General features: G+C 52.3%; 9 protein-coding genes, 2 pseudogenes and 1 CRISPR repeat array. All 11 genes and pseudogenes read right to left on the bottom strand.

Features of this window, described 5'->3' with window-relative positions:
* Positions 1–11: 11 nt before the first annotated feature.
* Positions 12–572, bottom strand: a complete 561-nt coding sequence (locus ACMO9O_RS01375) for a hypothetical protein (protein ID WP_418982138.1) — start codon at positions 570–572, stop codon at positions 12–14.
* A gap of 6 nt (positions 573–578) precedes the next feature.
* Positions 579–956, bottom strand: a pseudogene (locus tag ACMO9O_RS01370) (relaxase/mobilization nuclease domain-containing protein); the annotation flags it as partial.
* Between the two features lie 11 nt (positions 957–967).
* A complete protein-coding gene (locus tag ACMO9O_RS01365; protein WP_418981832.1) occupies positions 968–1504 on the bottom strand; it encodes a plasmid mobilization protein in 537 nt (178 codons plus the stop codon).
* Positions 1505–1699: 195 nt separating this feature from the next.
* Positions 1700–1894 (bottom strand): hypothetical protein, encoded by a 195-nt coding sequence (locus tag ACMO9O_RS01360; protein ID WP_418981831.1) that lies wholly within the window; start codon positions 1892–1894, stop codon positions 1700–1702.
* A gap of 140 nt (positions 1895–2034) precedes the next feature.
* The gene (locus ACMO9O_RS01355) at positions 2035–2772 is read right to left on the bottom strand and encodes a hypothetical protein (RefSeq protein WP_418981830.1); all 738 of its coding nucleotides are present in this window, start codon (positions 2770–2772) and stop codon (positions 2035–2037) included.
* A gap of 110 nt (positions 2773–2882) precedes the next feature.
* Entirely contained in the window at positions 2883–3689 is an 807-nt protein-coding gene (locus ACMO9O_RS01350; RefSeq protein WP_418981829.1) for a hypothetical protein, read from the bottom strand.
* 108 nt (positions 3690–3797) lie between these two features.
* Positions 3798–5198, bottom strand: a complete 1401-nt coding sequence (locus ACMO9O_RS01345) for a tyrosine-type recombinase/integrase (protein WP_418981828.1) — start codon at positions 5196–5198, stop codon at positions 3798–3800.
* A gap of 636 nt (positions 5199–5834) precedes the next feature.
* Positions 5835–7112: direct repeats of the CRISPR family, unit length 36 nt; unit sequence GTTGTATCTTATTCTAGCACTACATCAAACCACAAC.
* A gap of 123 nt (positions 7113–7235) precedes the next feature.
* Positions 7236–7573: pseudogene (cas2, locus tag ACMO9O_RS01340) on the bottom strand (CRISPR-associated endonuclease Cas2).
* Between the two features lie 3 nt (positions 7574–7576).
* Positions 7577–8464 carry a type II CRISPR-associated endonuclease Cas1 gene (gene cas1, locus ACMO9O_RS01335; RefSeq protein WP_418981827.1) on the bottom strand — a complete coding sequence of 296 codons (888 nt, stop codon included), beginning with the start codon at positions 8462–8464 and terminating at the stop codon, positions 7577–7579.
* Between the two features lie 2 nt (positions 8465–8466).
* Positions 8467–12141 (bottom strand): type II CRISPR RNA-guided endonuclease Cas9, encoded by a 3675-nt coding sequence (gene cas9, locus ACMO9O_RS01330; protein WP_418981826.1) that lies wholly within the window; start codon positions 12139–12141, stop codon positions 8467–8469.
* A 200-nt stretch (positions 12142–12341) separates the two neighbouring features.
* On the bottom strand, positions 12342–12812 hold the full coding sequence (locus tag ACMO9O_RS01325) for an anaerobic ribonucleoside-triphosphate reductase activating protein (protein ID WP_418981825.1): 471 nt from the start codon (positions 12810–12812) through the stop codon (positions 12342–12344).
* Positions 12813–12815: the final 3 nt, after the last annotated feature.

The following is a 12815-nucleotide window of genomic DNA, read 5'->3' as shown; positions in this document are numbered from 1 at the left end:
CTTTTTACGTTTCAGCATTTCGTACCATTCGGCCAGCATCGGGTCGTAGTCGCTGCCTGTCGGGTCATCATCCCGCCGATCGCATCGGTCACGCTTTCGATCAATGTTGCGCCGAGGTTCTGGGCTTGGTGGTGTTCGTGTCGCTGCTGCGGTGGCTCCGGCGCTTGCCGCCGTATCGGGTAACGCGGCACTTTGCTTATGCCTTTCTGCTCCTCGGCGGTTATTCCGAACTGGTTGAGCAGCGAACGGTAGCCGAACTCGCGTCCGATCTCCGAGGCTTTGAACGTCTGCCCGGCATACCCGAATCGCAGGCCGTATATCTTCCCCTGTTTGTTCTCCATCGGGATTATTCGGACGCTTTGTTTGCGCAACGCCGCCAGAAAGTCCCGAATGTCGTTATGGCCGCGGCCTAATTCCCCGTAGGCGATCCGTTGCAACTGTTCTTTAACCGCTTGTCGTGTAGGGTCGGCGTGTTCGGCCCGATGCTGTTTTAGCTTATGTACGTCGTTGGCGATGGTCAGCCCCATCTCGCGGCTGATCTCCTCGGCGGCCCTTGCCGAGCGGTTGCTCATAAAGGTTGTGTCGTAAACCTCGCCGCCCAGCCCGATGCGGTTTGCGACGAGGTGGATGTGCAGATTATCGGTGTCCTTGTGTGTGCAGGCTATTCACTGGTGTTCGCCCAGGTGCATTTTGTTCGCAAACGACCGCACGATGTTCAGCAGGTCGCCCGGTCGGAGTTTCGTTTCGTCCTGCGGGGCGATGCCGATCTCGAAGCGCAGGTACTTATTCTTACACCGCTCGTTGTGGCGGTTGACCATCTCGAATTCGAAGCGTATCTCGCCCGGATCGGTGCTGCCCAACAGATTGGTCGCTATAATTCGGCCGAGTTTGCCTTCGCGTAATACATACTCGATGGCATTGCCGCCGTGGGCGATGGCTTTTCCTTTGGCTATCATCTTGCGTCTGTTTAAAAGAAACGGTTATACAATGCTTTCGATTCGGCAAGGAACACCCTGATCTCCCGGTATAATTCCGGGTCACGGGCTTTTATCAGGTTGGTAATCCGTGTGAAGCCGAGATTGTGACTTTTGAGCAGGATGAAATATTGCTTCTCTTCGGATGAGAGCTTCCGGGCGGCGTAAATCTTTCCATGCAGGGCTTGCCCCCGGCAGAACTCCGAAAGGTTCTTACCGGAAACGGCGGCCTGCTGGCCGATGATTTTCTTTTCGCCGACCGAACATCGGAATTTGATGACGGCGGTTCGGGATACGGCGGTGTTATGCTTTCTTGTTTTCATTGTCTTAGTGTCTGTGAAAAATAAATAGAATGGGTCGAGAACGAAGTGATTGCCCGCCGACTCCCCGACCGACAGGGAGCGGGGCAAGTGCAGTTTGGGGACACTTGTGACCACAAACTGACGTCTTGCAAACCAAAACCCACAATGCACTACCGCTGTGTTTTCAAGCCGGACTGCCGGGGTGTTTTGGGTGCCGGAACGTTTCATAGCTCCACGGCACTTTCTCCTCGACGTAATCGCCGCTTATAAGAGGGCGCATGACCAGTTTAATCAGCAATGTGCCGACGCGGATTAACGCCCATCTCGACCTCTTTTCCTGCCTGTGCGGATCGCTTCGACATCTTCGCGCCGATAACGCTTGCGCCCGCCGAACGGGTGTGATTTGATATACCCGGTTTTCTCTCAGCACCACAAAGTGGAAGAGTCGATCTTGAGGAGTATCAATACCTCTTTGCGGGTGAGGAACTCCTCGGTTGCCCGGGCTTTGGGCGCCTGGCGTAATTCGCCTGCTACTTCTTTGAAGATCGCCCGCAGGTCGTCCAGTTTGACTGTAATGCTGATATTCGCTCCGAACTCCGATAATTCTCTAAAATCCATTACTGAAAATTTAAGGTTAAACATTTTTAATTGTTTCTTCCAATTGGAATTAGGCACAAGAAAAGAAGAGATTTCAGGGAGCCCAAAATCACTTGGAAACTCCTTGAAATCTCTCGATTATCTCTTAAAACGTATGTTTTTTAGCCTTTCAGACGGGCTAATTCTTCTGGAATATTGTCGGTAATGGGGATAAGATCGTGTTTTCTTCGAGGCGTGGATAGTTTTCCTTTGATGTAGGACGGCTCTAAATCCCGCAAATTTGCAAAGACAAACTGCAACCACGGCACGACTTCGTATTTCTTTCCCACGTTGAAATGCTCGGACATATTCCAACCGAAGTGGAATAGGTCAATATTCGTTAGTTTCTCAGTGCGGATCGGCGTAATGTCTTTCGGCAACTCTTCCCCATGTACGTAAAGTTCGATGTAATCGCAGAGCCGGGATAGCGACTCTGTTGCAACGTAAGGCCCCACGGCATAATGGGTATATTCGTGGAAAATGCGGATTTGCCCGGCTGTCCGCTCTGCCTGCCGTTCTTCTGCTGTACGTTTTATCTCTTCAATGGGGGTGAGCGTCAGCAACTCCTCGAAGGGGGTTAGAGTTTGTTCCTGCTCCGGTTTGGCTTCCGGTAAGCGGACGGCAGGTTTCTGCCGAATCTTTATGCGCTTAAAGAGACTGGAGAACAGCGGCTCTACAAGTACCTGAAAAAGCAGGTAAAGTAAAATGACTCCAGCCAGTAGGATTATGAATACGAGGTTTGCAGTACCTATTTCTCCCGAAGTCTTTAAGGTGATAAATCTGCCGACGGCACTCAGAATAAGTGCCGAAACAACCACTCCGATCCATGGAATATACCAGTTTTTATCTTTATTCGTCATACACAAAGATAGATTTTATCTATATAATCATCATTTTATCAAGCTAATCAATAGTATTATTTTCTTCAAGAAAGGCTGTGTTCGCAGACGATCAGGCTGCATATCCTAATTTATTCAATCACAATTTGTGGCTTCGACTTATATAAACCGTGCTTAATACAATGTGAATAAGGGAAGATATTTTCAATAGAAGTTTTAATCATATCATATTCCATATCGTCACATATAGGATCTACGCTGATGGTTTTAATGATCTGTTCCATGGTTTCAGCAGAAAAAACTAAAAACCGGATGTGATTAGCGTTAAGTTCGGGTTCATGCCATATGGCTTCTGCATTTTCATCAACGAAAAACATACGGACTTCCTGCTCGTATCCGAAGGCTTTTCTTTTTATCAATAGTAAATTGAGAAACTTATCAAGCGAAAAGTTGCTGAAATGTTTACTATAAAAGGGGCTCTTTTGGAGGTGTAGACCGTCTATTTGTTTGGACGTGTAATCATATGAAGCATTTCCAAGATATACTTTGCCTGAATGCAGCCCACGATCCAATGCATGTAAAAGGGCGGAGCGCTGAAATTCAAATCGAATAGTACGTGAAGCAATACCTGTATCTTTGCTGCCATACATCCGCCATGCAGCTTCGTTTGAGCCTAACTGAGTAAAGCACGTACAATAGATACGGTGTGGTTTGAAGCCTTCAATATTCCTATAATCAGCTGTATAGAAGCGTTTTTCGTAAGGATCACTCCAAGCTGATGGTTCGCTGAGTAAGAAATATCCAGTTTTGAGAAATTCTATCGCAGATTTTACATTCATGTACTTATAGAGTACGTGGGTTTGAGATGATTTCTTTTCCCCAAGCCAGAATATTTTATTGTAACCTTTCATTTTTTGTGACACAGGTATACTTTCCATATCTATATAATTTTACACCATAACAAAAGTAGTGTTATTTACGAAAAATACGATTAACTGGCTGACCTAAAATTTGACAAAATATATCCGTTATATGTGCTCTAATAATTAATCGAGAAACCCTATCAACTCTTTTTTCATCTCCTCGTCGATGTCGCGGTAGCGGGCGAATGCCTTGCTGCCCTCTTTGTGACCGCTCAATGCGCCGACCAGATTCGGGTCTTTGACTTTCTTGTAGATGTTGCCGATAAACGTGCGCCGCGCCATGTGGGACGATGCAACCTCGTAGAGCGGTCGTTGCACCTCCTGCCGCGTCTGCTGGTCGAGCACCGTCACGGTGCGATCCAGCCCGGCGCGTCGGAATGCCTCCTTGATCTTGCGGTTGTAGTGCTGTTCCGTGCTGAATGGAAACAGGCTTTCGCGCCCGGCTTCCCGGTACTTGTCGATTAATTCCAGCGCTGTCGTGTTCAAAGGAACGCGGACGGTAATCGGGCGATCCTCTTTCGTTTTGCGCGGGATATACTCGACGGCTTGGTCGATGATGTTGCGGCAGGTCATTTTATAGAGGTCGCTTACGCGGCAACCGACCAAACATTGAAATACGAAAATATTCCGCTGCGTTTCCACCTCTTTATCGTCGGACAAGTTGGTTTCGAGCAACTTGTTACGCTCGTCATTGCTGATATAGATGGGTGTTCCATATACGATTTCACCGATTGTAAAGTGCTTGAACGGATTGTTGGTCGTATAGCCGTTGTCGATAGCCCAGAGGGTGAAAGCTCGGAATCGGGTCAGCAGATCGGCGACTGTGTTCTGTCCGCGGGGCTTGGGCATTCCTTTCGGCACTTCGTTGCCCTCGTCGTCGAGTATGGGCGGTCGTTTGCGCTTGGGTGTTTTAACGGCAATCTTCGCCGAGTACGGGAATTGCTCGTATATCTCCGGATAACGCAGGAAAATCGCCTTTTCATCGGTTAGAAAGTCCTCGATCTGCCGCAGTAGTTCCGGCGACAAATTGGCAAGCGTGAGTGAAAACCCCCGGCTTCCGTCTTTCTTCTTGAATAATTCGAAGCGATGCAGGCAGCGGGTTAATACCTTGAAATTCTTTAACCGCTGCTCGGACAGCTTGTGCGATGAAAGGTAGGTGTCTATAACATCGAAAAAAGATTTTTCGCGTTCTTTCGGCGCTTTGGTGGGCTTATAAAATGTCCGGACTTTCTTTTCTCCCCATACCTTGTCGATAGCGTTTTTGTCTTCGACTTTGTTTATCTCGTCTTCGATGTAAGCAGTTAGCCGCTTCAACAACTCTTTTTTCTGCAACAGCTTTTCCTGCTCTTCGCCGGGGATGGTCGGTATCGTAATTCCGTTCTTCTTACCCCAGCGTTTGGGGCTGACCCATATCCCGGATTGAATGCGGATTCGATAGTCGTGCCGAACATAGGTGCGCAGGATAATCTGACTTTCGCCGTTGCTGTTTTGCGTTTGGGTAAGCAGGTAGTTGGTCGTTGCCATAATAGAGGTGCTTTTCTGTTATGACAAACATAGGTAATCCATTCTGATAAAACAAATTCCCACGACCGCACCACGACCGCAAGTCGGCAAAATTATCGAAAATAGCTACAAATAATTACAATCGTATTTGAACGTAATATGCTGATATATAAAATACTATATTTTTATTTCAATTTGAATTGATTGGCTATATTTTGACGTTTCAAAACCGGCTCCGGGTACTTAGAGAACTGATTATCAGTCCTTTTTTCTTTTGTAAATCCATTCTTTATTTTGATCACGCTTCACTCATAATGAATGGGTATAAATATAACTAGTGTTGCATCCATTTTAGCTACATCAGACTATAATCGTAATGCCCGCAGTCGCTTCCCACAACTGTCGAGGTGGTAGACGTTCAGGTCTACATTATAGTGAGTTACCGACAGCTATGCAGAATTACGCAAATCGCAGTAAAAGAACCTCTTAGCAAGAAATCCGCACCCGTTACGGGGGTAATGAGGTGGTAACTGAACTTCTGCACCGTTTGGCTTCGAGGTGGCATTCCGTTGGCTCTGCCTAATAGAAAAATAAAGCGTAACGAACGCTCTTTCAGCTAATTCGCTACGCTTTGCTCAAATTTGCAAGTCCGCTATGTGTTTATTTTATTCTCTTACTACATCAAACCACAACGTGGCGATCATGCACCGCGTCACGGACAGCGTTGTATCTTATTCATCAAGCCACAACGTTATTTTGCGGAGGGATTCAACATGGCGAGTTGCATCTTATTCTAGCACTACATCAAACCACAATGTATTTCCAAATTTCGCGTATTGCGTCGTAGTTGTATTTTATTCTAGCACTACATCAAACCACAACATGGTGTTCTGGTGTAGCCTAGCTCTGCGGGTTGTATCTTATTCTAGCACTACATCAAACCACAACGCATTTCGTCAATGATCCGGTAAAGGGCAAGTTGTATCTTATTCTAGCACTACATCAAGCCACAACTCTTGTTTATAATGTGTATACGTCTACCTGTTGTATCTTATTCTAGCACTACATCAAGCCACAACCGCGACCCGGTCGTAATGTCGGCCGCCTCGGTTGTATCTTATTCTAGCACTACATCAAACCACAACCCTGTCGGCGGTCAAGTATTCCACTTTCTTGTTGTATCTTATTCTAGCACTACATCAAACCACAACAACGCATTGTCGTTCCCGTTATGACAACTCGTTGTATCTTATTCTAGCACTACATCAAACCACAACCTACATCTCCGACGCTGACATAGCGAGCCGTTGTATCTTATTCTAGCACTACATCAAACCACAACGCGGAAATGTATCAGGTAGAAACTAAAGCGTTGTATCTTATTCTAGCACTACATCAAACCACAACTGTCGAACTCACGACCGAAGCGCAAAGCAGTTGTATTATATTCTAGCACTACATCAAACCACAACCCATCCTTTCCCACCTGTTCTGCAAGATCAGTTGTATCTTATTCTAGCACTACATCAAACCACAACTTGGACTGGTCGATTTCAGCATCGACCTGAGTTGTATCTTATTCTAGCACTACATCAAACCACAACTACTACCGGGGCGGGGAGTACGATTACCTGGTTGTATCTTATTCTAGCACTACATCAAACCACAACAACGCGTGGTAACTGCGGAAAGTGCAACCGGTTGTATCTTATTCTAGCACTACATCAAACCACAACTATTGCCGGCAAAGCAAAGAACGCGATCGTGTTGTATCTTATTCTAGCACTACATCAAACCACAACAATATGAGAAAAAGGCTCTTTCGGATTATTGTTGTATCTTATTCTAGCACTACATCAAACCACAACAAAAAACAGAAAAACGATGAAGCACTTCTCCGTTGTATCTTATTCTAGCACTACATCAAACCACAACCTCGGGCATTTTCTGCCTTGGTTATCATTCGATTAGACGCCTCAGACGGTCGGGAAAATCGGATGAAGGCTCTCCGGGGAAGTCGGTTCGATGCAGTTTTCACATGTCAAAGAACGAAGATAATCAAAAAAATTCCAATTGCTGCGGAGTTTCCGGGCGGGATCGTTCGACCTTGCCCCAGAAATTCTGGATTTCGCCGTATTGCTTGTCCGTGACGCTCAGGATGCTCGTATATCCCGCCGGGGGTATGGACTTGCGCACCCGCTTGATATGCACCTCCATGTTCTCTTTCGAGGCACAGTGCCGCACGTAGACCGAAAACTGCATCATCGTGAAGCCGTCTTTTTCCAGCGCCTTGCGAACTGCGCCGCATGACGTCGTTCGGTCTTGGTGTTGGTCGGCAAGTCGAAAAATACGAACAGCCACATGATCCGATAGGCATTCAGTCGTAATTCCTGCATGGGTTATTCCAGCAAAGGGTAAGCGACTTTCTTCCGGGTTCCCGCAAAACACTTCGCCAGCGATGCCGCCGTAAAGGTCAGCCCTACGTCGAGCGGTCGCAACAGTTTGTCGAAGCGGGTGTCCATGAACAGCAGGTGGAGAAGTTCCCCTTTGGTCTCTTTGGTCAGTTGCGTCCGGCCTTCCGCATGAAGTTTGTAAACCAGCCAGTCGACATAGGGTCTGTACGGTTCCATCACGTCGTCCGCCAATGGGAAAGCGTTGTAGCGATTGCGGTGGAAGATTCCGAAAGCGGGAAACAGTCCCGAACCCATCAGTGCGCGGGCGACGGCGGCGCGCAGGATCGTGTAGCCGTAATTGAGCAGGTTGTTGGGTGCTTCGCCCTCGCGTGCACGGACGAAATCCCGACCGAACAGCTCGGCCCAATATATTCGCGCGGCAATCCCCTCGCGGTTGTCCGCATCCCCGCTTCGGACATTCTGGTAGTAGGGTTTCAGTTTGTCGCCGTCCTTGCCCAATTTGCGCAGAAGAGCGGCCTGATTGCGGATTTTGGCTTCGACGATTTGCCGCCACAACCCCTTTTTCAGCGGTTCGCTCGCTTCGATCTGCGCCCGGTAGCTTTCGCCCTGCGTCCTGTTCGAATCGAGGTTCATCAGCATGGCGTTCGGCAGCCGGTCGTCGCCGCAGAAGATGACGGCTGCATTGTTGTCCGACAGGGCATTGAGCAGCGGAAGGGTTACGGTCGTCTGCGGGTGTTCCAGCACGACGAACCCGATATCCTCGATCGGCACGCTCTTCTGCCTGTCGGGAGCCTCCTTCGTGTGAACGATCAGCTGATCGTTCCGCAGGCTCAGGCAGTAGGGCGTCGAGAAGAAGAGGGCGCGTTTCAGCATGGCTATGGGTGTTTGAACCGGATCTCTCCCGTTACGGTCAGTTCGAAATCATAACCTTCGACATAGGCGTTGAGTTGGGGATGATTCATTGCGATAAGCGGCCGATACGCTTCACCGACTTTCCATACGCCATTTTTCTGCTTCAGTTCTCCGGCCGGGCGCGCTTCCTGGTGATGACGGAAAACGAGCGTGCCGTATCGGTTGTTTCCGCTGGTCATGGAGCTGAATTTGGTGAGTTTGTACAGGCGTTTGGCCAGATCCCTTGTCGAGCAGTCGAAGAGTTCTTCGGGCGTTTTTTCGTAGAACAGCACCATCGTACCCGTTTTGAGGATGCATTTGAGCGGATACCCGTTCGCATCGGAGCGCGGAACCAGATCGGGCCGGGCTGCCTTGTCCGCACTCTTCTTGAAATATTGCGCCGCTTCGAACGTATTGACGATCTCGAAGCTCCGCCTGGTCTTTCCCTTGTCGTCCGTGCCTTCGTAGAGGGCCATGCAGTAGTTGCTTCCGTAAGAGACGTAGACGGGATTTTTGTGCGGATAGACCGATGCGTCGCGCTGGCGCTTCTCGCCCAGCGGTTTGGGTGCAACGGCCGAGCCGGCATGGATCCGGACCTTACGGATCGGCACGCCCTTCTCCCGATTCATCCAGATGGTGTGCTGCGCGGGGTCCATCGCCGTTTTGAAGCCGACCTCGGCGATCGCCTCCCGCACCTTCTCCCGCACCGCCTCGTCGACGATCTTTTCCACGTCGGCAGGTTGCAGCTGGTCGAGCGAGCGGCGGATGACGAATCTCAATCCGTCCTCGCGCATGATGGCTCCGTAATAGGTTTGTTGGTGCAGGGCGCCGCGGGCGGTGTCGCCCCGTTCGAGGATCGGCCTGCCGTCCGCTCCGCACTTGATCCGGCCGCGCACGCGCAGCTTCCGGCGGCTCTGCTTGCGCATGTTGTCGGGCGTATGGTGGGAGACGAGCAGCTCTTCCGCGATCGACCGCACGTCCTCCGTAAAGGTCGGCCACGGCTTCTCGAAACGGGGCTTGGCGCCCTCTCCGAACTGGTAACGTTCCTCATCCGCCTCGTACTGTGCCCATCGGTCGTATTCCTTGCGGCCGATGCAGGCGATGGTGATGGCGTCGATGCAGTGGTGGGCGTGGTTCACACGCTCTTTCTTCGTATACTCCTCCTGCAAGCCCCACATCCGGCGGAACGCGTCCGTGGTCGCACCTTTGACCGTATAGGTCCGTTCGAAGACCGTTTCCAGATAGAGTTTCGCATATTTTCCGATGATGCCGATATCGACTCCCTGCCGGTTGCGGAAACCCGCAGGGACTTCGGTCATGGTGAAGCGTTCGCATTTGCCGCGCCAATAGTCGAGTTGCATCTGCAGGTAGTGACGACGCTCAATGGCGTCGTCCCGCTGCGATTTGGTCGCCGCTTGTTTGCTTTTGCGCCGCAATCCCTCGATCTGCCTTTGCAGCGTGTCGATCCGCTCCTGCCAGCCGAACGCTTCGATTCGGGTCAGGACTTCGGCATGGTTCGCCAGCTCCGAGGGTAATCTGGTCCGTTTGATTTCTCGGTTGAACTTTTTTTCACACAGCGTTTTGTTCATCTGCGAATCGTCGCCCTCCCGTGAGCGGGGAACGGTGTGCTCGATATCGAAACGCGTCGACGGACCGATAAAGTCGGTGATGGCGATCTGCTTTCCCGTATAGGGGCAGACGTGGTTCTGCTCCACCCACAACCGGTATTTCAGTACGTCGTCGTCGGAAGGCTCAAGGGCGATGCCCGTGGCTTCCAGATACAACTGGCGGATCTCGTCGGCGAAGCGGCGGTGCTCGGCCTCGCGTTCCCGCTGGTAACGCTCGATCGCATGCCGACGGTTGGCGTCGTTCAGCCCGCGGGCGAATTCGATGTTGATCTTCGTCTGCCGGTCGATCTTTCCGTCGCGCAACAATTTGTTTATCAGAATACGCAGACGGAACAACGCCCGCATCGCCATCGGATTGCGCAAAGCGGAGGTTCGCGGCGAACCCAGCTGCCAGATGCCGTCGTCATCGGGCAGTACAGCCTGGTAGGTTTCGATCATCGAGGGGTGGTAGAGCCTCTCGAGCCTTGCCGGGTCGACGCCCTGATAGTCGCGCAGGTATTCGCGGACCTCCTGCTCCTTCGTTGTGCGCCGGTTGAGCGGGTTCAGCCGGAAGTCGTCGATGATGGTGGCAATATCCGCTTCGACGGCTTGCCGCTTCGCTCCGTCGGCATAGACCTCATCGGGCAGTACCGCTTTCAGATTGGCCATGAAAACCGCTTCATCGTAGCGGTATCCGGCCCGCAGGTGGGGCAGAATCTTTTGAATGGCGTTGAGGCTCAGGGCGGCATACCCCTGCGGGACGGGGATCGAGGCGAAGTGCCGCGCCTCTTCTTCGGTCAGCTGCAGCTTCTCTTCGGCCCAGCTGCGAAGCCGCTCCTCGTCGTCGAATGAGAAGAGTGCGTGCCAGACGTCGTTGAGCACCTGCTCTTCGGTTTTGCCTTTCCCGAGCGTATAGCGTGTGCATAGCTCCCTCAGCCACTCCTCGCCGAAGAGCTGCGCCAGCGCCGACGTAATCGGACAGCCGCTGACCGTCGTGCCTGCGCTGAAATTGAACCGGTAGGACGCTTCCCGACGATCTCCCTTGCAGGCGTAGCGCCCCTTGCCAGCGATCTTGCGGGCGATCTCCTCGAAATCGAAGTGGGATTTGCTCTTGCGCAGGAACAGCGGCAAAATCGTGCCGATCTCCTGCTGCGAGAGCGGACGCGGCTCGGGATCGGCAGGCGTTTGCAGACGGATGTTGTTGATGAAAGAGCGCATGCGGAACTCTTCGAAACGCGGATGCGACACCGGACAGCGGCTCTTCCCCTTTTCGAAGGTGCACTTGCCGACCAGCCCGCGCTGCGAACGGAGCGGCCGCTGGTAGAAGATGGCGCGGCCGAGGGCCTGTTCCAGCTCCTCGGAAAGGCCCTGCCTGCGGCAGATGGCCCGAAACTCGGCCAAATAGTGTTCGTTGCGGGAGGTGTAGCGCCTGCGGATCGGCTCCTTCTGCGCGTAAAGCTGGTAGAAGTACTCGCCCAGATAGGTGCATCCTGCGTCCGCCATCTCGGCCGAGAGGTCCTTGATGCACTGCTTGACCTTGCCCTCCTCGTCCGCGTTCCCGCCCTCTTTGCGGTTGCTGAGAAAGCCGCGGCGCTGCGCGAGGTGGTAGAATGCCCGGCCGAGCGTATATCGGTCCCGCTGCGTCGAAAGGTCGAGTGTTGTGGTCAGTGCCCGGTAGCGGTCGTGGTAGGGATTTTTGTCCGTCGCCTCGTCGGTGCGCTGCCAGCGGATGAACTCCTCGGTGAGCGGGTAGCGTCTCTTGTAGCGCCAGTCGGCGAGCTGCTGGTCCGAAAGCGGCGGACAGAGATCGTTTCGAACCAGCACCTTGAGCAGGTCGATCTTGCGCAGGCGGCGCCGGAAATAGAGCCGGCGCAGGGCGCGGGCCGCAGTCCGGTCCTGCACGGCGGGTTTCTCGGTGTTCTTATCGCGCGCCACACCCTCCGGAAAGATGTCCACGCCCTTGTCCAGCAACTCGCAACCCGCGTCTTTTTCCTCCACGATCGCCCAGCCGATGGACGACGTGCCCAAGTCCAAACCCAGTCTTTTTGCCATGATACGAATCGTTTATGGTAAAAATAGGCAAAAAAATTGGAAAGATCGAAAATTCGGGCTATATTTGTTTCGTAAGACTACATCTTACCACAATAAGGCTATATGCCGAAGGTAGCGATACCTGTGTCTCCGCGTACTCCGTGGAGACTTTTTGTTAATATCCGATCTGCCTGTCCCTGCTGGGAGGATGCCGGGAGCGGTCAGCCTCTGCGCCGGAACAGCGCCGTGATGTCCTCCATCGCCCCCGACCGGTCGACGCGGTAGAGCCGCTGGTTGGTCGTGGGCGCGGTGAGCGGTCCGAGCGCTTCGACCCAGCCGCCCAGCTTGATATAATCGAACGTCTCGGGCGGGAATCCCTCCGGCAGTGCACTCCGCCCCGAATACCAGCCCACGCGCAGCGCAGGCTGCGACCGCCGCACGAAAGCGGCCAGCGCGGCGACCGCGAGCGGTGCGGCGTCCCCGCCCATCAGGCAGACGCAGGTGACCGAACGGCCGTAGCGGCCGAGCAGTTCTGCCAGCTCCCGCTCGTCGAGCACGCGCCCGGCGTCAGCCTGCAGGTGTGGGCTGTGGCAGCCCGGACAGCGGTTGGGGCAGCCCGTGAGGTTGATGGCCAGCGTCACCTCGCCCGGAATCTCGGCGAAAACGATGTCGAAATTGTAGTAGCGGACCATTGC

This window comes from Alistipes sp. (genome assembly GCF_048465635.1).
In the GTDB taxonomy this organism is placed as follows: domain Bacteria; phylum Bacteroidota; class Bacteroidia; order Bacteroidales; family Rikenellaceae; genus Alistipes.
Note: the sequence above shows the minus strand (reverse complement) of the source record. Positions and strands in the feature narration are given on the sequence as shown.